17 protein-coding genes and 1 pseudogene are annotated in these 22,329 nt (G+C 61.8%); 6 read left to right on the forward strand and 12 right to left on the reverse strand.

What is annotated here, in order from left to right; all coding sequences use genetic code 11:
- Positions 1–7 precede the first annotated feature (7 nt).
- The 4 genes from ACJ2A4_RS08810 to ACJ2A4_RS08825 form a co-directional block, all read right to left on the reverse strand.
- A complete protein-coding gene (locus ACJ2A4_RS08810; RefSeq protein WP_408872542.1) occupies positions 8–1,333 on the reverse strand; it encodes a UDP-glucose dehydrogenase family protein in 1,326 nt (441 codons plus the stop codon).
- 65 nt (positions 1,334–1,398) lie between these two features.
- A complete protein-coding gene (locus ACJ2A4_RS08815; protein ID WP_408872543.1) occupies positions 1,399–3,366 on the reverse strand; it encodes an AsmA-like C-terminal region-containing protein in 1,968 nt (655 codons plus the stop codon).
- 113 nt (positions 3,367–3,479) lie between these two features.
- The gene (locus ACJ2A4_RS08820) at positions 3,480–4,019 is read right to left on the reverse strand and encodes a GlcG/HbpS family heme-binding protein (RefSeq protein WP_408872544.1); all 540 of its coding nucleotides are present in this window, start codon (positions 4,017–4,019) and stop codon (positions 3,480–3,482) included.
- 143 nt (positions 4,020–4,162) lie between these two features.
- Positions 4,163–5,854 carry an OprO/OprP family phosphate-selective porin gene (locus ACJ2A4_RS08825; RefSeq protein WP_408872545.1) on the reverse strand — a complete coding sequence of 564 codons (1,692 nt, stop codon included), beginning with the start codon at positions 5,852–5,854 and terminating at the stop codon, positions 4,163–4,165.
- Positions 5,855–6,185: 331 nt separating this feature from the next.
- On the opposite strand from ACJ2A4_RS08825, the gene pstS reads away from it, so the two are divergent.
- Positions 6,186–7,208 carry a phosphate ABC transporter substrate-binding protein PstS gene (gene pstS / locus ACJ2A4_RS08830; protein ID WP_408872546.1) on the forward strand — a complete coding sequence of 341 codons (1,023 nt, stop codon included), beginning with the start codon at positions 6,186–6,188 and terminating at the stop codon, positions 7,206–7,208.
- 145 nt (positions 7,209–7,353) lie between these two features.
- Positions 7,354–8,601, forward strand: coding sequence for a multidrug effflux MFS transporter (locus tag ACJ2A4_RS08835; RefSeq protein ID WP_408872547.1), 1,248 nt, complete (start codon positions 7,354–7,356; stop codon positions 8,599–8,601).
- Between the two features lie 79 nt (positions 8,602–8,680).
- Here ACJ2A4_RS08835 and ACJ2A4_RS08840 read toward each other — a convergent pair whose 3' ends face one another.
- Positions 8,681–8,818 (reverse strand): hypothetical protein, encoded by a 138-nt coding sequence (locus ACJ2A4_RS08840; RefSeq protein ID WP_153429664.1) that lies wholly within the window; start codon positions 8,816–8,818, stop codon positions 8,681–8,683.
- Between the two features lie 284 nt (positions 8,819–9,102).
- Positions 9,103–9,600 (reverse strand): DUF2721 domain-containing protein, encoded by a 498-nt coding sequence (locus tag ACJ2A4_RS08845; RefSeq protein WP_408872548.1) that lies wholly within the window; start codon positions 9,598–9,600, stop codon positions 9,103–9,105.
- A 122-nt stretch (positions 9,601–9,722) separates the two neighbouring features.
- On the opposite strand from ACJ2A4_RS08845, the gene ACJ2A4_RS08850 reads away from it, so the two are divergent.
- Positions 9,723–10,580, forward strand: coding sequence for a creatininase family protein (locus ACJ2A4_RS08850; protein ID WP_408872549.1), 858 nt, complete (start codon positions 9,723–9,725; stop codon positions 10,578–10,580).
- Entirely contained in the window at positions 10,577–11,797 is a 1,221-nt protein-coding gene (locus ACJ2A4_RS08855; protein WP_194259775.1) for a YncE family protein, read from the forward strand. Before ACJ2A4_RS08850 ends, ACJ2A4_RS08855 begins: the two co-directional genes overlap by 4 nt.
- An 89-nt stretch (positions 11,798–11,886) precedes the next feature.
- On the opposite strand, the gene ACJ2A4_RS08860 is transcribed toward ACJ2A4_RS08855, so the two are convergent.
- The 4 genes from ACJ2A4_RS08860 to ACJ2A4_RS08875 all read right to left on the reverse strand — a co-directional run bounded on the left by ACJ2A4_RS08860 (position 11,887) and on the right by ACJ2A4_RS08875 (position 15,687).
- Positions 11,887–12,120: a hypothetical protein gene (locus ACJ2A4_RS08860; RefSeq protein ID WP_194259774.1), complete on the reverse strand. Its 234-nt coding sequence runs from the start codon at positions 12,118–12,120 to the stop codon at positions 11,887–11,889.
- Between the two features lie 15 nt (positions 12,121–12,135).
- Positions 12,136–12,450 (reverse strand): hypothetical protein, encoded by a 315-nt coding sequence (locus ACJ2A4_RS08865; RefSeq protein ID WP_408872550.1) that lies wholly within the window; start codon positions 12,448–12,450, stop codon positions 12,136–12,138.
- Between the two features lie 220 nt (positions 12,451–12,670).
- Complete coding sequence (locus ACJ2A4_RS08870; RefSeq protein ID WP_408872551.1) at positions 12,671–15,172, reverse strand: mechanosensitive ion channel family protein; 2,502 nt, start codon at positions 15,170–15,172, stop codon at positions 12,671–12,673.
- A gap of 125 nt (positions 15,173–15,297) precedes the next feature.
- Positions 15,298–15,687 carry a helix-turn-helix domain-containing protein gene (locus tag ACJ2A4_RS08875; protein ID WP_041111452.1) on the reverse strand — a complete coding sequence of 130 codons (390 nt, stop codon included), beginning with the start codon at positions 15,685–15,687 and terminating at the stop codon, positions 15,298–15,300.
- Positions 15,688–15,796: 109 nt separating this feature from the next.
- On the opposite strand from ACJ2A4_RS08875, the gene ACJ2A4_RS08880 reads away from it, so the two are divergent.
- Positions 15,797–16,888, forward strand: coding sequence for an SDR family oxidoreductase (locus ACJ2A4_RS08880; protein ID WP_408872552.1), 1,092 nt, complete (start codon positions 15,797–15,799; stop codon positions 16,886–16,888).
- Between the two features lie 127 nt (positions 16,889–17,015).
- Positions 17,016–19,118, forward strand: a complete 2,103-nt coding sequence (locus ACJ2A4_RS08885; RefSeq protein ID WP_408874142.1) for a protein-disulfide reductase DsbD family protein — start codon at positions 17,016–17,018, stop codon at positions 19,116–19,118.
- 71 nt (positions 19,119–19,189) lie between these two features.
- On the opposite strand, the gene ACJ2A4_RS08890 is transcribed toward ACJ2A4_RS08885, so the two are convergent.
- A complete protein-coding gene (locus ACJ2A4_RS08890; protein WP_408872553.1) occupies positions 19,190–19,720 on the reverse strand; it encodes a cupin domain-containing protein in 531 nt (176 codons plus the stop codon).
- A gap of 113 nt (positions 19,721–19,833) precedes the next feature.
- Positions 19,834–22,162: pseudogene (locus tag ACJ2A4_RS08895) on the reverse strand (TonB-dependent receptor).
- Positions 22,163–22,329 lie beyond the last annotated feature (167 nt).

A 22,329-nucleotide genomic window follows, 5' to 3' on the forward strand; every position in this document is an offset into this window, starting at 1 on the left:
CGGCTTCTTAAGGGCGACCGATCGAGCGGTAATCGAACCCGGCCTCACGCATGAGGTCGGGGCTCCAGATATTGCGCAGATCCGCAATGGCATTGCCACGCATGGCGCTGCGCAGACGTGCAGGGTCGAGCGCGCGGAACATGTTCCATTCTGTCAGGATGACCACGACGTCCGCATCCTGTGCAGCGGCCAGCGCATCATCGCAGTAGCGCACATTTTCCGGCAAAAGCGCACGGGCGGCATCCATGCCTTCGGGATCGAAAACCTGAAGGGTGGCACCGGCCTCATGCAGGCGGGCCAGAATGGGCAGGGAGGCGGCCTCGCGCATGTCGTCCGTATCGGGCTTGAACGTCAGGCCGAGGATGCCGACGGTCTTGCCCTCAAGGCTGCCGCCCGCCTGAGCAATGATGCGTTCGGCCATGCCCGTTTTGCGGGCTTCGTTAATGGCGACCGTAGCTTCCACGAGCTTTGTGGGCGCACCGGCATCCTGTGCGATGGCGGTCAGGGCGCGGGTGTCCTTGGGGAAGCAGGATCCGCCATAGCCCGGACCGGGGCTGAGAAAGCGGCTGCCGATCCGCTGGTCGAGACCCATGCCGCGTGCGACATCATGGATGTTGCCGCCGACTTTTTCGCACAGATCGGCCATCTCGTTGATGAAAGTGACCTTCATCGCAAGAAAGGCATTGGCGGCGTATTTGGTCAGTTCGGCCGTTTCCAGATCCGTCAGGACAATCGGGGCCTGAATGGCCAGCAGCGGGCGATAGAGCTGTTCGATCAGTCCCTGTGCCCGTGCGCCGACGTCCGGTCCTGAACGGTCAATGCCGACGATGACGCGGTCCGGACGCATGAAGTCCTCAATGGCATTGCCTTCGCGGAGGAACTCGGGATTGGAGGCGACATCGAACGTCAGGTCCGGGCGGGTCTGACGCAGGATGCGGGCGACTTCGCGGCCTGTGCCCACGGGTACCGTGGACTTCGTGACGACCAGAAGATCCGTTCTGGCGGCGCGGGCAATTTCTTCAGCCGCCGCATAGACATAGGTCAGGTCGGCATGGCCATCCCCACGTCGCGTGGGCGTTCCGACCGCGATGAAGACCGCGTCTGCGTCGCTCATGGCCGCCCCGAGGTCGTCCCCGAACGTCAGGCGTCCGGCTTCAACATTGCTGGCGACGAGAGTGTCCAGTCCGGGTTCGTAGATGGGAATGCGGCCTGCAGTGAGGGCGGCAAGCTTTTTTGGGTCCCGTTCCACGATGGCGACATCGGCGCCGAACTCGGCGAAGCACGCGCCCGAGACGAGACCGACATATCCGCCGCCGACCATTGCAATACGCATATTGGGACCCTCTTCTTTACGGTCCGACGTGCATAGCCGGGGGCAGGATGGGGTGCAAATCGGCCTCAGCGCGTGGGGCGTGCACAGGCATTCGATGCCGCAAAGCCCTGCAGGACGGGCGGGAGGTTCGTGACCTCGTTTGAATCCGCAAGCATGGTGCGGCCTTCCTTGGACCATTTGGCCAGGGAAAGGATCGGGGCGTCGAAGCGGCCACTGACGCGGACAGGCACGTCCAGGGCGAAGAAGCTGGTGGAGAAGGGGCGGCTGGCGAAGACGAGATCGAGCCATCTGCGGTTGAGGTCGAAATTCGCTTTTGCCGCGATCGTGCCGGCACCGGTCCGCAGACGGAGTGGCACGACCACACCGATACCCTGATGCATCTGCAGGACGCCGAGCAGGCAGGTGATCGGGGTTACGCCCTTGGCATGGCGGAAGAGCAGGCGCAGATCCATCGAGGCGGCCTCGACGATCTCACGGGCGATTTCACCCTTTTCCATGCTGACGGCGGCGGTCAGGTCAGCGCGGCTCATGGCTTCGTTAAGGGTGTGGACGTTGTTTGCGCTGGCGGTGATGCGCAGGCTCAACGTGCCCTGAACCGGGACGGGTGCGAGACCTGCGACGCGGCGCAGGCGGTCAATGTCGCCGTGGGTGAGAGCGACTTCGGCGGCGATGCGGGAGGATTTCCCATCGGCTTCGATATGACCGTTGGCGCTCAGTGAGGCACCGACATAACCGAGGCGCAGGACGGGGACGTCGATACGGTTGGGGATCTGGGCGGCCTGGATTTTCAGGTTCGCAAAATCGAGCTTGTTGTAGATCAACTGTCTGGCAGCAAGATCGAAATGGACCAGCGGGTCCGGATCGGGCGGGGTCAGGAGCAGCAGGTCGGCATGGGTCGTGGACGGGCTTTTCTTGCTGCCTTTTGAGCCGGAGGGCGCGAGGATGGGCATCAGGCCGTTGATGTCGAGACGGCCGAAACCGATCTTTGCCGTGACGTCATCGGGTTTGCCGTGGCTGCCTTCGACAAGCGTGAAGTCGCCGTCTTCCATCGTGCTGGTCTGGATGGTGCCGTTCGCCTTGCGGAAATGCCAGTCATCGCCGGAATGGCTGAAATCGCCGGACAGCGTCAGTTTGACGGGCGCATGGTCACCCTTCATGCCAGCGACGCTGAACAGCGTGTCGGATGTGGGCGTGGTGACAGTGGTGTGGCCTTCCACGCCGTCAAAATCCATCGGGTCCGTCAGAGTGCCCGTAAAGTCCGAGGTCATGTCGCCGGACGTGACATGGGCCCTGGTGCCGTAGGGACGTTGAGGCGTTTTGCGAAGCTCGCGGATGGGCTCCATTTCGGCGGAAATATTTACGGGCGTGCCATTATAGGCGCCTGCGAGCGTCATGGTGAACGGGCTGGTGTCGCTGGTCGAGGCGAGTTCGACCTTTTCAAGCGTGGCCTTGTAGGACGCACCATTGGCCGAGCGGTAGGTGACGTCGCTATCGAGGATCGTGGCGTTGCGCAGGCCCGGAGCGTCGTGCAGATCTGGAGCAGCATTGGCTTTGGCGCGTTCTTCCGGAGAGAGCGGCGGGCGTGGTTCGTTCTGATGGGGGCCGAAACGCCAGTTGGGCAGATGCGCAGGCGTACGCTCGAACAGGCCCGAGAACTTCGAGATGACGACATTGCGGGTTTCTGGCGGTCCCCAGATCAGGGAAGTCAGGCGAACTTGCGCACCGAGATGGCCGAGCGTGATCATCTGCGGACGTGTGCCGCTGGCGATGTTGGCGATGGAGACGTCATCGGCCTCGATCGTCAGCCAGGTTCCGGGATGGACGTGCAGGGCGCCGATATGGACGGTGCGGTCGAGCTTTTTTTCCAGCTTCGCGGTGGCGAAGGCGGCGAGGTCCTTGTGGTCGATCCAGATCCATCCTGCGCCGAGCAGAGCGAGAAGAAGAACGGTGAGGGACAGGATGGAAACCAGAAACCAGCGCAGCAAGAGACAGTCTTTCAGGAAGCCTTCAGTGTGGCCGGACAATACCGGCATGATTCATAAAAGGAAACTCCGCCGGAAAGACTGGAGCCGGGTGAAAGGAACGACAGAAAGACTTCTGGTAGAAGAGCCTCTGTCACTTCCGGTTTTTGGTCGGAAAGGCTTTGTTACTGGAAGGTATTTCTGAGTTTTTCGACGGCATGCAAGGCGCAGGCTTCGTCCTTGTCTCCACCCGGTGCGCCCGAAACGCCCAGTCCACCGAGAATGGCATGGTCGCTTGTGCGGCGCAGGGTGACGCCACCGGGGACGAAGAGGACTTCGGGGATCGTGTTCAGGGCACCGTTTGCGGGGCCTGTGACGCCTGCGGCGATCAGTTCGCTGGTTGTATTCTTGTTGAAGGCCAGACCGTAGGAATAGGCCGTATAGGCCTTGCGATAGGAGACGGAGAGCGATTGCAGGGGGACGGTGTCGCCCTTGATGACGGCCTGTTCATGGCCGCTCGTGTCCACGACGGTGGCGGTCACGGAATAGCCCTGTGCGGCGCAGATGCGGACGGCTTCGGAGGCCAGGGCCGCGGCGGTGGACCAGTCGAGTTTTTGACTGGTGACGATGTGGGAGCTGGCAGCGGGCTGGGCGAAGGCAGCGGGGCAGAGGAAAGCCCCTGCGAGTGCTGCTGCGGGAAGGAGCGGTTTTGCGTCTGGAAGCATCAGCCGGTTCTCTCGTTGTGGAACGGCAAGCATGCTGTCTGCGGGGTATGGCTCGCAATCGGGAATGCGGGCGTGCACGCAATGGTGTTGGAAATGAGGGGGTCTCTCCTGAACCGGAGTTCAGGAGAGGGTGGTTGTGTTGTTTAGAAAGCGGCCTGGATACGGGCTGCGATCGAGTTGCCGGTACGGCCGGCCGTGTTGGTGGCCTGGTTGCTGCGGGACACGATGAAGTGGCTGTAGTCCAGCATCAGGCGGAAGTGACGGTTCGGGTACCAGTTCAGACCGCCGGTCCAGACGGTCTGCTGACCGCCGCGGATGACGTTCTTGGCGTTGGCATCGTTGAGGTTGCTGTTGAGGTCGATGACGCTGTAATGGCCGACGACTTCAAGTGCACCCCACTGGTTGAGGGCCGGGTTGAACTCTTCGGAAGTCTTCACACCCGGAGCACCGAACGCGCCTTCCTTGATGTTGTACATGCGCGGGTTGCCGAACAGGGTGTAGGCGGCGGAGCCGTACCAGCCCTGGAAGCTGGCGGATTTCAGGCCCGGAGCCGAGCGCTGGACGCCAACGTGATAGTACTCGCCCTTGACGATCAGGCGACGCCAGCGAAGTCCCAGTTCCGGACCGGCGGCCCAGACCTGTGCGGCGTTGCTGATGCCACCCGTGGCGGCCAGGTTGGCTTCGCCGATATCGAACTCCGGACGCTGTCCGAAGGATGTTGAACGAGTGCAGTGGTTGGGGTCGGTGCCCGTGTTACAGGCCACCTTGAAGGCGGAGATCGCCGAGGCGCCGACATGCAGGTCCACATCCTTGGTCACGACCGGACGGCCGGCGACACGCAGGGTGGCGCCGGTCTGGCTGTCCACCGTGGAGCCGCTGCCACCACCATAATAGGTGGAGCTCATGTCAGAGGCGTTGCGATGGCCCCATTCCTGACCCGTGAAGTAACCGGCAACCCACCAGCGCTTCTCGTAATGCAGGCCACCGACGCTGAAGCGGGCATCGCCTGCGGCGATGTTACGCACCATGTCGGTGATGCTCGGACGCTCGAGCGTGAAGAAGTCGTTGGAGCTTTCGGAATCTTCCTCGGTCACGCGCGGCTGGAAGTAACCGACGGTCAGGACCGTGTTGTGCAGACCGGTATAGTTCAGGTTGCCTTCATAGAGGCCGACATAACCGTCGTTATGATTGGCGCCGAAATCGGGCGTGACGGCTGCGACCCAGTTCTTGTAGCGGAACATGAACGGAATACGCAGACGGCGCTGGTTGGACGTGAAGCCGTTGAAGGCGCCGCGTGTTTCGCCAGGGCGTGGTCCGGAATTGAAGAAGCCGCCGAAGTCTTCATGATAGGCCAGGCCGATCGACAGGGCATAGGCGCCGTCGGAAGACTGGATCGTCGGGCGACCGCCCGGGAAGCCCACCTTGATGCCGCCGACCGTGACTTCCTCATCCTGCGCGGTGGCGCGCTGGAAATCGGACCAGGAGGAGACGTCCGCGCGGTCTGACGGCGGACGGCCGTCATCCGCGCCCGGCTTGGCCTGACGGATGCTGATCAGGGGCTGGGCCGTCTGACGGGGCTGGCCGATATAGCGGCCGCGCTGGGCGTAAGGGTTGTTCTCGGCTTCTTCCCGCTGGCGGGCCAGAACGGCGCGGGCGCGTTTGACTTCCTCGACATGCTCTTTCTTCATGGCGGAGAGCTGTGCCTGCATGGTCTGGATCTGCCGTTCCATGATCTGCATCTGGTCGGCGGCCCGGGCATGGCCACAAAGAGGAAGAAGTGAAACCAGGGTCGTCGTGGCCAAGAGGGCCGTGGTCCGGCGGAAAGAAAAAACCATTGCTGCGGTGCGTCCTTCTGGGGAGGGCGTGTGTTCCGCAGTTCAGGTATCTGATTCGTATTTTGAAATAATGGGAAGGTTTCATGACGGGAACATGACAGTTCCATGACAGTCCGGGCTTAAAGCGCGGGAAACCGCGGTTTTCAGATTTCGTATGTCAGTTTTGTTGCGGGAGCGGACCAGGCTGGTAATCAGCGGGAAGACGGGTGTGACATTTTGGCACTTCCCGGTCTTCAAACCCTGTCATGAAACTATCACGCATGGCCCACTGTTTCTGTTTTCTGGTCAGCGTTACTAAGGGCGCAGTTTTCACGCCCCATAAGGGATTCCCATGATCAAGAGCAGAGCTCCGCTATTCGGTCTTCTTGTTGCCACGGCCCTTGGCACTGCTGCCATGACCCCGTCCTCGGCACAGGCTGCGGACATCACTGGCGCAGGGTCCAGCTTCGCCGCACCGATCTATGGTGCATGGGGCACGGCGGCCAAGAGCCAGGCCGGTATTGCCGTGAACTACCAGAGCGTGGGCTCCAGCGCCGGTCAGGATCAGGTCATTGCCCGGACGGTTGATTTCGGTGCGTCCGACAAGCCGATGAGCGGCGACCGTCTGGCCAAGGAAAAGCTGTACCAGTTCCCGACCGTCATGAGCGGCATCGTGGTCGTGGCAAACGTGCCGGGCATTGCACCGGGGCAGCTCCGTCTCGATGGTCCGACGCTGGCCGGTCTGTATGACGGCGAGATCACGACCTGGGATGACGACCGCATCAAGGCCCTGAACCCGGGTCTGAAGCTGCCGGACACGGATGTCGCACCGATCCACCGTGCGGATGGTTCGGGCACGAGCTACGTCTTCACGTCCTATCTGTCGCAGGTTTCCCCGACCTGGAAGCAGAAGCTCGGTGCTGGCACGTCCATCGCCTGGCCGGGCGGTTCGGGTGCGCGTGGCAATGACGGCATTGCCGCCATGGTGCGTCAGACGGAAGGTGGCGTGGGTTATGTCGAGTATTCCTATGCGGCGCAGAATCACCTCAACATCGCCAAGATGAAGAACCACAGCGGTGCGTTCGTGGAGCCAACGCTGGCCAGCTTCGCGGAAGCTGCCAAGGCTGCTGACTGGGCCCATGCCGATCACTATGCAGTGAACCTGCTGGATACGGATGGCGCCTCTTCTTGGCCGATCGTGACGGCAACCTTCGTTCTGGTGCCGGTCGATGCCGCCCAGAAGGAGTCTGGCAAGGCTGTGCGCAACTTCTTTACGTGGGGTTTCCAGCATGGTGACGCGGATAATGCCCGCCTCGACTATGTCGGTCTTCCGCAGAACGTGAAGACGGACATTCTGGCCAACTGGCCGAAGTAAGGTCTGCGTTTCTGTCTGAAGGCACCGGCCGGTCCCGAATTCAGGGCTGGTCAGTCCGGGCAAAAAGGCGTTGAGTATGAAAACGGGCTTCTCCAGCAGGGGAAGCCCGTTTTCGGTTTTCTGATAGTCCAGTCATGGTGCCTGCGTGTCCGCTTCGTCACTTTCCGAACAGACGTCCCCGCCGGGGATGAATGCCCTGACCCGTGTGCTGATCGGTGTGATCTTCATTCTGGGGCCCGTTTCGACAGACATGTATCTACCGGCCTTCCCGGCGCTGGAGCATGATCTGGGGCATGGAGCCGGATCTGCACAGCTGACACTGACGGCCTGGCTGGCAGGGCTGGCGATCGGACAGTTCACCCTGGGGCCACTCTGTGACCGCTATGGGCGCAAGCTGCCGCTTCTGTGCGGGCTGGTGGTGTATGCCCTTGCTTCGGTCGGGCTGGCGCTGACGACCAGTTTTCACATGTTCTGTGTGCTGCGCTTCGTCGCGGCTCTGGGAGGGGCGATCAGTTCCGTAGCCCCCCGTGCCATGGTGCGGGACGTGGCGACCGGGGCGGCGGGTGTGAAGCTCATGTCGCAGCTGATGCTGATTTTCGGTCTGGGGCCTCTGCTGGCGCCCTCGATCGGAAGCTTTCTGCTGGATCTGGGGAACTGGCGGCTGATCTTCTGGGCGAATGTCGCCTTTGGCATCGTCATGTTCTTCGGCACGCTGTTCCTGCTGCCTGAGACGCTGCCTCTGGACCGGCGTTTTGCGTTGCCAGTCAGTGGAATGGTGGCCCGTTACCGGGACCTGCTGCGGGAGCCGCTGTTCTGCTCCGCGGTGATGGTCGTCAGCTTCGGGACGTTCACGATGTTTGCCTATCTATCGAACGCGCCGGCGCTGTTCGAGGGCATCCTGCATTTTTCGCCGCATCTGTTCGCCATTTTCTTCGGACTGAACGGCGTGGGCTTCATTCTTGGCTCGCAGATCAATGCGCGGCTGGCCAACCGGTTCCTGTTCACGCGGGTGATGGAGTTCGGGATGCTGGCGGTGCTGGTGTTCTGTATTCTGGCCGTTCTGATCTGTCTGGCGGGCTTTGCGGGGCCAAAAGACCCGTGGATCCTGTGCACGCTGATCTGGTGCACGACATTTTCGCTGGGCTTCATCGGACCAAATGCGGGCATCCTGGCACTGACGCATCATGGGCATCAGGCGGGCGCGGCTTCGGCATTGATGGGAACGATGAACTGGACGATCGCCGGTCTGGCGGGCGTCATGATGTCGTTTCTGCCGACACACTGGGTCGGATCGACATCGGTCGGGATGCTGGTCGGGATCAGTTTCTGCTGGCTGTGCGATCTGTGGCGCCGCCGGCTGGACCCGGACTCCTATCTCTCGGTCCGTCACTGAGCGCGAGACGCGTCAGTTCGCAAAGATCAGGAGCGGGACGCCCGGCACGATGGCCGGGCTTGTCCCGAGATAACTGTGATCAGCTCTCGGAAACGCGGTCGGAAGCGACCGTGGCGATCATCAGGGCACCGATCATCGGAACGAAGGCAACCATCGAGAACTGTGCGAGCAGGCTGGTGGGGAGGCCGATCAGGTGGATCAGGGTCATGGACGTCATTTGGAAAATCTCCGTGTGGTTTTGTTTGCCGTTTTTGCAGCGTGCAGCGGGAGAAACTCCAGAATCGGGGTCCAAAGCAACAAATACAGATGCAGGGTCAGCCCTGCATTCCATGCATAAATGCGTTTTAAACTTTTGCCGTCTTTGCGGAGACGTCGTTTTTGTTTCCGTCAGGCGATTATTTCGCTTTTGTTAAAGTAAAGTTGCGTGCGCTTGCGGATCGGTATTTCTCTCGGGAAAGGGTACCGTTCCGGGTGGTTTTTGAAATAAAATTGCGCGGACAGTTATTCGGCGTCGAGGCTCAGATCCGTGTCGCGGCGCAGTCCGTGCCAGCTCAGCAGGGTGTCGGCGAGGAAAAACATCAGCGATCCAACGGTGCAGGCGAGAGCTATGCCGAAAAGTGCGAGCAGCCATGCTGACGTCGAGGCGTCCCGGATCGAGCCCACGAACAGCGCCATGGCCGCGCCGCAGGTGGACGCACCGCCGATGGCGTTGAGGAGAATCGCAGCATCCAGCACAAAGACGCGGCGGTGCAGGCGGGTCTGTTGGGTGCGGAGACGCTCAGGCGTGTTGAGTGGATCGGCCGGCGTATCATCCGTAGCCGGCGTGCTGAGCTTCTTGCGGACGTCTTCGAGATGGTCGGCAACGCGGGCCAGGCGTGTGTTGAAGACGTTGATGAGCGTGCCGATGCCCGAGAGCATGAAGACAGGGGTAAGCGCGACCTGGATCAGGTGGGCGGCGCTGTCGACGGGATCGGGATCGTAGGAAATCGGAAAAGCCATAGTGTCTTATACTACATGATCCGGTTGCGGAAAGACGCAGGTTCCGGAAAAGGCGCCTCTGGCAAAAGAGGGGGCAGATGGAGTAGGGAAGGGCAGCCATTACAAGAGATGTCCCGGCCCTGATGCTGTTTCTCCGTCGCCTGTCCTGTCGTGTCGCCCTGCTCTGTGTGGGGATGGGGCTGTCTGTCCCGGCAACCCGCGCGCAGGCCGTGATGGACACGTCGCCGCATTGCAGTGGAACAGCGCTGCAGGCCGAGTTCGCCTGCCGGAGCTGGACCGAGGTGGCGCGGGATGTAAAGGCGGGGACGGATACCATCATCATTCCCGTGGGCGGGACCGAGCAGAGCGGCCCCTATATGGCGGTCGGCAAGCATAATGTGCGGGCGCAGGTTCTGGCCGACGCAATTGCGCTTCAGGCCGGACACACGCTGGTGGCTCCTGTTGTGGCTTATGTGCCGGAGGGCTCGACGAGTCCGCGCACGTCCCACATGAAGTTCCCGGGCACGATTTCCGTGCCGCCCGCCGTGTTCGAGGGGCTGCTCAAGGGCGCTGCGGAGAGTTTCCGCGTTCAGGGTTTCCGGCGGATCGTGCTGCTGGGCGATCATGGTGGCTACCAGTCTTTCATGGCGCAGGTGGCGCAGGAGCTGAACCGGGCCTGGAAGGGTCAGGCGGCCGTGCTCTATGTGCGCGATTACTATGAAGTTGTTCCCCACCAGTATGCCGATGCCCTGCGTGCGCAGGGACATGCAGCGGAGGTGGGGCTTCATGCGGAGCTGAGCGATACGTCGCTGATGCTGGCGGTTGATCCGTCGCTTGTGCGTCAGGATGCGTTGCGCGCGGCTCCGAAACCGGGTGCGGACGAGGGCGTCTATGGTGGCGATCCGCGGCGCGCATCGGCCGGGCTCGGCCGGATCGGCACGGACATGCAGATCCGGACCGCGGTTGCGGCAATCCAGTCTTTCCAAAGGAGCCATCCATGACATTCAAGACTCCTCTTCTGGTGGCGATGACGCTGCTGGGAGCTGCCGCGGCCCATGCGCAGGAATATTCCCCGAGTGCCCCGATGGTGCCGGTTCCGGCTGATGCTTCCGCTCCTGTTGCGGCGCCGGTCGCGGCTTCCGGCATCCAGACGATCCCGGGTATGCCGCCGGTGATCGATCCGAAGAACATCTACAGCGAGACGACGCCGTCCCACATTTCGCCGGCGATCGCGCAGGACCCGGCCCGCATCTATGTGCCGAACCTGCGCGGGGACAGCGTGTCCGTCATTGATCCGGCCTCCTTTCAGGTCGTGGACACGTTCCGGGTCGGGCATTCGCCGCAGCATGTGGTGCCGTCCTGGGATCTGCGGATGCTGTGGGTGACAAATAACAGCGAAGGTCGTCCGGACGGGTCGCTGACGCCGATCAATCCGGCGACGGCCAAGCCGGGCCCGTCCATTGCCGTGGATGATCCGTACAACATGTATTTCACGCCGGACGGGAAATACGCGATTACGGTGGCCGAGGCGCACAAGCGCCTGGACTTCCGAGACCCGCATACGATGGAGCTGAAGGGCTCGGTCGAGACGCCGGAATGCAAGGGTGTCAATCACGCCGATTTCTCCATCGACGGCAAATACGCGATCTTCACCTGCGAATTCGGCGGTTATGTCGCCAAGGTCGATACGGTGAACCTGAAGATGATCGGGATGCTGAAGCTGTCCAAGGGTGGCATGCCGCAGGACATCCTGACGGCGCCGGATGGTCACAAGTTCTATGTGGCGGACATGATGGCGGACGGCGTGTTCGTCGTGGACGGGGATTCCTTCAAGGAGACCGGCTTCATCCCGACGGGCATCGGCACGCATGGCCTGTATCCGAGCCGTGATGGCAAGCTGATGTATGTCGCCAATCGTGGCTCGCACCGCATTCATGGTCCGAAGCATGGTCCGGGTGGCGTATCGATCATCGATTTCGCGACGGATAAGGTCATCAAGACGTGGATGATCCCCGGTGGTGGCAGCCCGGACATGGGCAATGTCAGCGCGGACGGCAAGCTGCTCTGGCTGTCGGGCCGGTTCGATGACGTCGTCTATGCGATCGACACCGATACGGGAGCGATGCGCAAGATCCCGGTCGGCGCAGAGCCGCATGGCCTGACGGTCTGGCCGCAGCCGGGACGCTACAGCGTCGGGCATACGGGCATCCTGCGGTAAGGTCCGCGGGAGTGATGGATTGAAAAAGGGAGACAGTGTTCTGTCTCCCTTTTTTTGTCTTGGAAACGAAAGGCGTTCTCAGGAGGCGCTTAGCGTCGGTTCGGTGTCGCCGGTTCCTTGGAAAAGAAGCGATCGATTGCGGGGCCGATGAAGTAGCCGATGATCCCGGTGATCAGGACGGAGGGCCAGGCCCAGCCGGCGTAGTCTTTGAAGAAATCCTGATTTTCCAGATAGGTCATAACGGCGATGTCGATCAGGACGAGCGTCCACAATGTCGTGGACAGGAAGGGCTGGAGCCATGCGTGGCGGACGGTACGGGTCATGGGTGCCTCTCCTGATTAAGAGATCGAGACGTGGAAGACGAAGATCATCCCGCAGATGAAGGCGCCGAGCAGCGGGAGCCAGCAGGTATGCAGGTGGTTGTGGTCGTCCATGTAGGAATAGGCCAGCGCGAGCGCCACATAGACATGCGCGAATACGAGGCCAAGGACCATTCCAATGAAGCGCTTTTTCAGGACCCGCTCTTCCTGACGGTTCTTCTCGGCCAGCGCGGCCGGATCGGGGCGCTCCATTGGTGCGGCAGCAGGGTCAGCCGCAGGAGTGGTTTTCTGCCCAGGGGCAGACGAATCTGATGAGACCAGGACAAGAGACATCACTGGATTCCTTGGCATGATCCTCGCCGATTGGCGGGCGATGCGGGGCCGCAGGGAAGGTCGGGCCGGGAAATCGTCTGCGGGAACCGGGAGGAGGGTTCTCGATAATGTGGAGACAGAATGAGCCCCTAGCCCGGTTAATGCAAGACTTTATTTAATTCATTAACAATTATGGACATGGCGACAGGTGACCGGCCTCCACTGAAGGCCGGTCAGAAAGTCATTCCGGAGCACTGGTTTCAGGCTTGTCATTGTCCTGAGCCGGCTGCTCCGGCTTTGCGGCGGCCGGGGGCGCGTCGTTGGCCGGGGTCGGCAGATTGATGTCCGCGGCGATGCGCATGGCATTGCTGGGCGGCGTCGTGAAGTAGGACGTGCCAGTGTAGAACTTGATGTTCGCCGCCGCGAGGAGATTGGTGATGCGGCGGTAGAATTCGCGTTTGACCTTCCACTTCATCATCGGAGTCGTGCGGAAGCTGCCAAGCAGGGTGGCGCCGCCACTGTCACTGTTGTCCACGCCCAGATCATTATAGTCCGACAGGATCATGGGACCGAAAACCGGATCGTCGCGCATCTCCTTGAGCGTCTTGGCCATGATGGCCGTGACGCGGGGCAGGTCTTCGGAGAGGTCGAGCTGCTGCTTGACGATGACCTGGTTGTAGCCGCGGGCCGTGTTGGCGATTGAGGAGACGGACGAGAATGGGATGATGTGAAGGTCGCCGTTGATGTCGCGGACCTTCACGGTGCGGATTGAGAGGTTTTCCACCGTTCCCGAGACGCCGCCGGTCGTGACCCAGTCACCCACCTGGATGGCATCTTCGACGAGCATGAAGAAGCCTGTGATGAAGTCCTTGACCAGGCTCTGCGAACCGAAGGCGATGGCGGCACCCATGATGCCTGCACCGGTGAGCAGCGGGGTGACGTTGATGCCGATCTGCGAGAGCGTTGTGACCGCGACGATGATGATGATGATGGCCAGCAGGACGGTGCGGATGATGGGCAGGACCGTCCGCAGGCGGGTTGCGCGCGACATCTGGTCCGACTTCTCGAAGCGGGACAGCTGCTGGCTGAGGAAGGCGTTGATGATTTCCCAGATTGTGACGGCCACGCTGAGGGCGACCAGCATCGTCAGGACGGCGTCCATCAGATGGCGGCCGACGGCGTTGTGCAGGAAGAAGCCGAATGTGGGCAGGCCCCAGGCCTCGGTCATGGCGATCAGGGTCAGGAACAGGAGGACGCCGGTCAGGATCCTGCGGGCGAAGGGATAATAGCGGTCGGCGCGCTTCTGAAGATCGGGGAAGCGTTCGGTCAAGGCCGGGTTGATGCGGAAGAAGCGGTCCTGCAGTCCGTAGGCCATGACCGCCACAAGCCGGGAAGCGACCAGGATACCGATGGTGATGCCGGTGGTGTCGAGAATCCAGCGGTATCCGCCCGGCAGATGCGCGGCCCAGACGATCCACAGCGATATGTCGAGGAACATGGCCGGGACCCACCACAGCCGGGTAAGGGCGACGATAAAGGTCCACATCGCGGTGTCGGGGACGGCGCGGGGTTGCAGGGCGCGGCTGACGAGGTGACGGATGCGCCAGATGAAAATGGCGATCAGGATATGTTCGATCAGGACCACGCCGCGGATCATGGCATCCGTGCCGCGCGGCGACAGGTTGAACTGCCCGCCGAGTGTGGAGAGGCAGAAAATGATGGCGGGAGCGGCGACCAGCACGTTCCACCAGCGGGTCAGCAGGAAGGCTGTGGCGTCCGTGGCGGGCAGGAGGCGGATGATGGGTGAGCGTGGCGCGAAGCCGGTTTCGACGAACAGATACAGGCAGCGGGCGGCCGCGTAGCAGTTGGCCAGCGTCATGATGACGTTGTCGGTCTTCGCATTCCAGGGGAAGATCAGAATGGCGAGATAGGCCACGGCCAGGAAGGCGAGGACCGGGACGGCCTTCAGCGCGAAATGTCCCAGCGCATAGGGGACGCGGGCGAGGAACCGCAGGGTCTCGACCTGTCGCCGCTGGTCGGCGGCGCGGGTCTGGCTGGAGCCGTCGACGATGGGTTCCGGCGGTGTGTCTTCTTCGGTTGCGACTGCGCTGCGCTGTTCACGGTTTTCGGCGTTCTGCGTGAGTTGCCGGAGCGGCTTGCGGAGGCTGAGAGCGACAACCCGTTCCAGGGCAATGCCGCACAGCATGACGATGAGCCCGCCTCCAAAGGCGTGCAGGATTGTGGTGCGGCTGTCCGCCGAGGCCAGCATCCTGTGGGCCCAGTGGCCGACGATCGCAAGGTCACTGAACAGTCCGAGGAAATTATGCAGGTAACCGAGAGCCTGAAGGCGGATGCTGCTCAGACCGGTATGGATGTCGGGCGGGACTTCGGCGACCGGCTTGGCGGGCGTAACTTTTGCAGGGGCCGCTTTGGGAGCAGCTGCCACCGGAGCCGCGGGTGCCGGTGTTGTGGCGGGCGTCTCGACCTGAAGGCCGCGGGCCATCAGGGAGAGGGTATGGGTGAAGGACTCCCGCTCCTTGGGGTTGTTCAGAACGTTGAGGAGCTGCTGCGCTTCCTGCTTGTTGAGCGGAGCGTCCGTTGTGGTCGTGGTGCTGTCCGCCGCCATGGCGGGCGCCAGAGACGTCAGGAGGCTGAGGGCCAGAAAGAGAAGGATACCGGGGAGGGACCGTCCGGTCCGTGGCGCGGAGAATGAAGCGGGATCGGGACGGGGTATCAACGGCATCGGTCTGGAGAGTCCTTCAGAGTACGCGTTCTGGAGTGGGGTTTGTGACATGCACAGGGCACAGTTTGTTGACGCAAACATGGCACAAGGCGGCGGTCCTGTCCCGCCCTCTTCATATGGGCGGCCTATTCGGATGTAGAGGCTTCGTGCTGTGCGAGCCGGTCGAGCGCATCGGCGTTGCGGATGGCCCAGTGATAGAGAAGCTCGACGGGCTCCACGAAGGTCTGCCCGAGTTCTGTCAGGCTGTAATCGACATGGGGCGGCATGATCTGCCGGACATTGCGGCGGATGAGGCCCTGCGATTCAAGATCACGAAGCGTCTGGGTCATCATTTTTTTCGACAGATCGGGGATGCTGCGCTGGAGCTTTCCGGGGCGTGCCGTACCGCCCAGAAGATGCAGCGTGTGCAGGATCATGGTGGTCCATTTGCCGCTGAAAAGCCTCAGAATCCGGCGTGGCGCACAGTCTTCGGCGAAAGGTGCCTGACGGTAGTGATCGGGCAGCGGCGATGTCATGGAACGGGAACCTTCTGGTCACCAGGGCACAAAAAGGTGCCGTCTGGCGGAATTGGGGATGTCGTATCAGATGTGGAGCAGACCCTGTTTTCTGCAAAGGAAAAATCCCATGACCTCTTCTGTTCCTGCTGTGACACCGCTCCGGACCGCCCTAGTGGTCGGGGCGACGGGGATTGTCGGCCAGAAATCTGCAGCGCGTCTCGTGGCCGAGGGGTGGACGGTGCATGGTCTGGCCCGTCGGCCTCGCCATGATGTGGCGGGCGTGCTGCCAGTGGCGGCTGATCTGCTGGACCCGTCGTCGCTCGCCAGGGCGCTGAAAGACCTGCGGCCGAGTCATGTCTTCTTCTGCTCCTGGATGCGTCAGGCGACCGAGGAAGAGAACTGCCGCGTCAATGCGGCGATGGCGCGTAATCTGTTTGCGGCGTTGCCGGAGCCGGGGCTTCTGGTTCATGCGGCGCTGACGACCGGCATGAAGCATTATCTTGGCCCGTTCGAGGCCTATGCGTCGGGAGAGCCGCCCGTGACGCCGTTCCGGGAGGAGGTGCCCCGGCTGGATCTGCGGAACTTTTATTACGATCAGGAAGACGCGCTGTACGAAGCGGCTGAGCGACATGGCTTTTCGTGGAGCGTGCATCGTCCGCATACGGTGATCGGTTATGCGGTCGGCAATGCGATGAATATGGGCAGTACGCTGGCGGTCTATGCGACGATCTGCCGTGAGACCGGTCGGCCTTTCGTCTTTCCGGGATCGCCGGTGCAGTGGGATGGTCTGACCGATCTGACGGATGCGCGGCAACTGGCGCGGCAGCTGCTCTGGGCGTCCACGTCTGCGGCGGGCCGGAACGAGGCGTTCAATATCGTGAATGGTGATCTGGTACGCTGGAAATGGCTCTGGCTGCGTCTGGCGGAATGGTTCGGGATCGAGGCGGCACCCTATCCGGGCCATGAGACCTCACTTGAAGAAACGCTCTCGGGCGATGCGGAGCTCTGGGAGCAGATTGCTACGAAATACGGTCTGACGGAAAGCCGGATCGGGCGGCTGGACTCGGCCTGGCATACGGATGCGGATCTCGGACGCCCGGTCGAATGTGTGACGGATATGAGCAAGAGCCGCCGTGCCGGGTTCTTGGATTACCAGTACACGCCGGACTCTTTCACTGACCTGTTCACCCGTCTGCGGGCGGAACGACTGATCCCGTAAGGGACGGTTTTTCAGGGCTTTTGCGGTTTGGCTACCGTAAAGGTCCTGTTTTCCGTTTCAGTCAGTGATATGGTTGCGGTTCTGTCCTGATTGTTGAAATGAGCCTGCCTTGCATCGAGTGTTCAGTATGTCCGCCCTGCTTCTGGCAGGGTTTCTTGGTCTGGGGTCTGCGTCCGCGCTGGCAGCGGAGAGTACGCCCGTCACGTCCGGGAATGATACCGCAACCCTTGTCACGGATCGCGATGCGGTCGGGCCGGACCAGCATCTGCGTGTTGGGTTGCGGCTTCAGCTCAAGCCGGGCTGGCATACCTACTGGATCAATCCGGGCGATGCCGGAGATACGCCGACGCTGGATGTGACCGCTGATGGCGGGGCGACGGGCAAGGGTGGGCCGATCCACTGGCCGGTACCGGTGCGGATCAGTGAGGGCGGCCTCATGTCCTACGCCTATGTCAATGAGGTGACGCTGCCGGAGGATCTGGTTCTCAAGGGTTCGGGTGGCACGACGCTTCATGCGCATGGAGAGTGGCTTGTCTGTGCGCAGGTCTGCATTCCCGAAAGCGGTGATTTCACGCTGACGCTGCCGGCTGCGGCGCAGGACGCTCCGGAAGGGGCGCAGGCGGCCCTGTTCCACAAGGCGGATGCGGCCATGCCGGTGGCGTCGCCGTTTGCGGCCAGTGTGTCAGCAGATGGTGTTCTGACGCTTTCGGGCAAGGGGCTCTCTGCGGCGTCTGTGTCGCAGGCGTGGTTCCTGCCGCAGGACGGGGGCGTGATCGATCAGGTGGCAGATCAGCCGTTGCATGTTTCGGACGGACAGCTGACGCTCGGGCTGAAGTTCCTGAAATCGGCGCATCGGGACAGGCCGCTGGTCGGTGTTGTCGTGCTCAAGGATGCGGCGGGGCAGGAAAGCCAGTTGCAGATTGAGGCGCGTCCGGTCGGGGGAGCGGCTTCTGCGCCTGTGCAAACTGCTTCGGCTCCGGGTCAGGCCTCGGGTGCGGAGGTACCGACGGGCGCGGGATGGCTGCGGGTTCTGCTGTTTGCCTTTGTCGGTGGGCTGATCCTGAACCTGATGCCCTGCGTGTTTCCGGTTCTGGCGATGAAGGCGCTGTCCCTGGCGAAAATGGGGGGTGCCGGACGGGGCGTGCAGCTTCAGAGCGCACTCTTCTATACGATCGGGGTAATGGGCGCATTTGCGGCTCTGGGTATCGTCATGATCGGGCTGCGTCTGGCCGGGTCTGCGGCGGGCTGGGGCTTTCAGTTTCAGTCGCCGGGATTTGTGGTGGCGGTCTGCTGGCTGCTGTTCCTGATGGGCTTGAACCTGCTCGGTGTGTTTGAAGTCAGCGCCGGGCGTCTGGGTCAGGTTCAGACCGGGGGTGGCCGTGGTGGTGACATGATGACGGGCCTGCTGGCGGTCATCGTGGCGACGCCCTGCACGGCACCGTTCATGGGGGTTGCCATTGCGGGTGCTCTGGGTGGACCGCCGGTGATGGGCGTTCTGGTGTTCTTGGCGATGGGGCTCGGGCTGGCGTTTCCGTATATTCTGGTCGCCGGGGTTCCGGGTGTGGCGTCGCGGATGCCGAAGCCGGGGGCCTGGATGGGGATTCTCAAGCAGGTTCTGGCGTTCCCGCTGTTTGCAACCTGTGTGTGGCTGCTCTGGGTTGCGGCGATCCAGCGTGGTGTGACCTTCGTGGCGCTGACGGCCGGGGGCGTTGTGCTGCTCGGATTTGCGGGCTGGATCTATGGCGTCGGGCAGCGGCGTTCGATGCTGGAAGGGGGCCGGGGAACGGTGGCGTTCTGCCGTAGCGTGGCAGCGCTGTGCGTCGTGGTTTGCGGTGCGGCGCTGGCGCAGGGATTGCGGGCCGCGCCTGCTCCCGTGGCAGCCGGAGCGGCGGAAGCTGGTGTCGAACCGTTCTCCGAAGCGCGTCTGGCGGAGCTTCGGGCGCAGGGAAAGCCGGTATTCATCGACATGACGGCGTCCTGGTGCATTACCTGCATGGTCAATGAGCGTGTAGCGCTGGATGTGCCGTCCGTTCAGGAAGCTTTCCGGTCCCGCGGGATTGTGTTCCTCAAGGGGGACTGGACGAACCGCAATGCCGCGATTGCTGGGTTCCTCAAGGCCCATGGGCGCGATGGCGTGCCATTCTATATGTATTACGCGCCGCATCAGGACGGCGTGGTGCTGCCGCAGATCCTGACGCCGAGGATTGTGACCTCGACGATCGGGAAATAAGCGCACCGCTTTCCTGAGTTCTGAAAACCCTGTTCCCGATCCGGGAGCAGGGTTTTTCATATCCGGCGGCTTTAGCGGCCCGTGTTGCGGGGGGCGTCCTGCGGGTTCACATAAGTCATGCTGAACGGCCCCATGCCTGAGACCTGAAGCACCGCGCCCTGGCTTCCGGCCTTGATGGCGTGGGGCACGTTGACCGGCAGGTGTACAAAGCCGCCCGGGCCGAGGTGGCGCTGCTGTGTCGTGGCCAGGCTCTGTCCCACGAAATGCTGGATGTCGCCGCTGATGACGGTAAGCATTTCGTCCAGATTATGGGTGTGGGGTGGGATGAACGATCCTGAGGGCATCATGACGCGCAGGGTGAAGGGACCAGGCTTGCTGGTATCGCCGGTCAGGATGGCCATTTTCGTTCCATGCGGGAACATAACGGGAGCCGGCTGCCATTTCACGGCATCTGAGCTCGGAATGACGGTGACGGCGGACTGGTCCGGCGCTGGTTCCGTCGGAACCGGGGCGCTATGCGCGATCGGTGTTGCAGCCAGTGTCGCGCAGAGCAGCAGTGCTGATCGGACAGGGTGTTTTGTGAAAATGCTTCCGGGGGGCATGGCGGTCTCCTCCGTCCCGTAAGGGCGTATGCGTGCCGTCTTGCGGCAACGCGCTGGAGGAGAGCCGGTTTGCAATGCAGGCACAGGAACCGATGGGTTCCTATGCCGCAGAATCAGAAGGCTGTGGAGACCGTGCCGGTCATGGCAAAGCGCGGGGCGACCATGAAGGAGTTTCCGTAGCCGGTATAGGACGCCATGTTGCCGCTGTAGACAGTGCTCGGATCCTTGGCGCTGTAGACCGCGCCCATGGCGCCGGTACGGACGACGGAGCTGGTCAGGTTGGTGAAGTTCAGGCGGAAGGTCGGGGATTTCGCGAACATGAACGGCTTGAAGTGATAGCCCAGTGAGAGCGTATCGGTGACATAGCCCGGAATGCGCTGGTCGCCGACGATGCTGACCGACTGCGGTCCAGTATAGTGCACGGAGCCGTTCGCGAAGAAGCCCTTATAGGTATAGGTCAGGCCGAAATTTGCGATGACATGCGGGGCCATAACGGCCTGCGTGCCCTTGGAATGCAGCATCGTGTTCAGATACGGATCGAAAACGTTGCTGTCCTGCGAAGCGTGCAGATATTCGATCGAGGCGTAGGGGCTGAAGCCGTGGATCGGGCGTGCTGCGACCATCACGTCAAAGCCACGCATCTGCTGGTTGCCAACATTGAACGGCTTGTAGCTGTTCATGCCGATATACTGGTCCACGATGCGGTTCGTGACGTTGTAGTTGAAGAAGGCGACGTCCGCGATGATGTGGTCGTCATGATAGCGGTAGCCGAGTTCTTCCTTGATGGAATACTGGTTCTTGGGGATCGCAACACTGGTGTACAGCCAGCCGAGATCGACTGGCGCTGGGCTGACGGTAATCGCCTTCCACGTTCAGGTAGACCTGATGGTGGTTGTTAATGCGATAGCCGATCGAAAGCTGCGGCAGGGGTGCCGTGCGGTTGCCTTCCTGGCGGCCGTAATAGTCCTTGTTCCAGATATTCGTCATGACGAATTTGAAGCCGGCATCGATCGTCAGGTGATCGTTGAAATACTTGGCCGTGTCATGAACGAACAGCGAGTGGATTTCGTAACCCGCCGTCTGTTTGTCGCCAGCAGAAATCAGATAGGCTGCATTGTTCGGGCTGGCCGCATTGCCGTCCGGCATCTGATAACTGGTGGGGTAGGACTGGATCGTCTGGGTGTTTTCATACCAGTAACCGACCGAGAACGTGTTGTGACGGTCGATCTCCCAGTTGAGTTTCGCCACCGTACCGACCGAGCGGTATTCGTTCTGCAGGAAGTAGTTGGTCAGGCCGCGCGTGGCACCGGTCTCGTCGGTCGTGGTACCGCCGGGAGACGCATCCCAGCCCTGTCCGAAGCTGAAATACGGGTGGATGTCGAGCGACAGGCGGGACGGCAGGGCAATATGGACCGGAGCCGAGATGAAGATCTGGTTCCAGTGATCGTTGTTATTGCCCCAGTAGTTGTTGCTCGTTTTGTCGTTCGTGCGGCCGTAGCCCTGACCGGTGTGCTTGTAGCGGAAGAACTGGTCGGAGGTCGGGTAGTTGTCGATGATGAAGTCGGCCGAGTTCCAGGACAGGAAGAACTTGGCGTTGGAGCCGTTCTTCCAGTCTTTCTGCAGGCCGAAATCAATGTGTTTGCGCTGGTTGATGCCAGCGCCCATCCACGACCGGGCATGCGTGTTGGAGAACGAGAAATAGCCGCGGACGCCGCTATGGCCGATCTCGCCGGATTCGAGGCGGATGAACTCGCGCGACAGGTTGTTGGTGCCGTAGGAGAAGTCGATCAGGCCGCCACGCTTCTGCGCGGGGGTGCGGGTTTCCTCGGCCATGACGCCACCGGCGGCCGACATGACGGGAAGATCTGTTGCGGAGGAGCCTGGCGTGACGCTGACGCTCTCGAGGTTCTCGGAATCGACGTTTTCGCTGAGATATTTGGCGGCTGCGGCAGGCGCACCATCCACCATCAGGCCCATATCGAGATCGGTCAGGCCGCGGGACTGGATCTGTCCGCCTTCCATGCCCGACGAATCCGGAGTGGTCACGTTGAGGCTCGGCAGGTTCTGGACAAGATCAAGCGCGGTGCTGGTCGGCGCGCGCATGTCGATGAACTGCTTGCTGACGGTTTGGACGGCATGAGGGGCCGTCTCGACGCGCATCATGCCGCCGCCGCCGTTCAGGGCGCGGCGAGAGGACGTGACGGAGACCGTTTCGGCAGCGGAGGCATCAAGCGCATGCGGGCGCGGGGCAGCTTTTGCGCGTACCGGCGTGGTGGCGGGGCGCGTCGTGCTGCGGCCGGGCGTATGGTGGCGCGGAGCGGAATGTTTCGTTGCCTGCGCGGCGCGGGCGCTCTTGCCGAAAGCGACGAGGACGCTGCCGGCAAGGCAGGTAAGTGCAAGGAGCTGACGTCGGTAGCCCGGTGACCAACGGTTGTCTTTCATGCTGCCGGGCTCCTGTCCTGTCGAAACGAAAGGTTCACTTTGGGAACGGTATTTATTCGAAACGTGGATGTAAAACGGATGGCCTATCTGCATCAAAGATAAAATGCAGGGCAGGCCATTGCCGTTTTTAGGGTGGTGCAAAAATGTGACAGTCTATGTCTCCCATT

Origin of the sequence: Gluconobacter roseus (genome assembly GCF_046058915.1) — a bacterium.
In the GTDB taxonomy this organism is placed as follows: Bacteria; Pseudomonadota; Alphaproteobacteria; order Acetobacterales; family Acetobacteraceae; genus Gluconobacter; species Gluconobacter roseus_A.

What these genes read in the sequence shown, in the direction of transcription:
- ACJ2A4_RS08810 (WP_408872542.1), bottom strand. Translation starts at nt 1,333, where the DNA reads ATGCGTATTGCAATGGTCGGCGGCGGATATGTCGGTCTCGTCTCGGGC.
- ACJ2A4_RS08815 (WP_408872543.1), bottom strand. Translation starts at nt 3,366, where the DNA reads ATGCCGGTATTGTCCGGCCACACTGAAGGCTTCCTGAAAGACTGTCTC.
- ACJ2A4_RS08820 (WP_408872544.1), bottom strand. Translation starts at nt 4,019, where the DNA reads ATGCTTCCAGACGCAAAACCGCTCCTTCCCGCAGCAGCACTCGCAGGG.
- ACJ2A4_RS08825 (WP_408872545.1), bottom strand. Translation starts at nt 5,854, where the DNA reads ATGGTTTTTTCTTTCCGCCGGACCACGGCCCTCTTGGCCACGACGACC.
- pstS (WP_408872546.1), top strand. Translation starts at nt 6,186, where the DNA reads ATGATCAAGAGCAGAGCTCCGCTATTCGGTCTTCTTGTTGCCACGGCC.
- ACJ2A4_RS08840 (WP_153429664.1), bottom strand. Translation starts at nt 8,818, where the DNA reads ATGACGTCCATGACCCTGATCCACCTGATCGGCCTCCCCACCAGCCTG.
- ACJ2A4_RS08845 (WP_408872548.1), bottom strand. Translation starts at nt 9,600, where the DNA reads ATGGCTTTTCCGATTTCCTACGATCCCGATCCCGTCGACAGCGCCGCC.
- ACJ2A4_RS08850 (WP_408872549.1), top strand. Translation starts at nt 9,723, where the DNA reads ATGCTGTTTCTCCGTCGCCTGTCCTGTCGTGTCGCCCTGCTCTGTGTG.
- ACJ2A4_RS08855 (WP_194259775.1), top strand. Translation starts at nt 10,577, where the DNA reads ATGACATTCAAGACTCCTCTTCTGGTGGCGATGACGCTGCTGGGAGCT.
- ACJ2A4_RS08860 (WP_194259774.1), bottom strand. Translation starts at nt 12,120, where the DNA reads ATGACCCGTACCGTCCGCCACGCATGGCTCCAGCCCTTCCTGTCCACG.
- ACJ2A4_RS08865 (WP_408872550.1), bottom strand. Translation starts at nt 12,450, where the DNA reads ATGTCTCTTGTCCTGGTCTCATCAGATTCGTCTGCCCCTGGGCAGAAA.
- ACJ2A4_RS08870 (WP_408872551.1), bottom strand. Translation starts at nt 15,172, where the DNA reads ATGCCGTTGATACCCCGTCCCGATCCCGCTTCATTCTCCGCGCCACGG.
- ACJ2A4_RS08875 (WP_041111452.1), bottom strand. Translation starts at nt 15,687, where the DNA reads ATGACATCGCCGCTGCCCGATCACTACCGTCAGGCACCTTTCGCCGAA.
- ACJ2A4_RS08880 (WP_408872552.1), top strand. Translation starts at nt 15,797, where the DNA reads ATGACCTCTTCTGTTCCTGCTGTGACACCGCTCCGGACCGCCCTAGTG.
- ACJ2A4_RS08885 (WP_408874142.1), top strand. Translation starts at nt 17,016, where the DNA reads ATGTCCGCCCTGCTTCTGGCAGGGTTTCTTGGTCTGGGGTCTGCGTCC.
- ACJ2A4_RS08890 (WP_408872553.1), bottom strand. Translation starts at nt 19,720, where the DNA reads ATGCCCCCCGGAAGCATTTTCACAAAACACCCTGTCCGATCAGCACTG.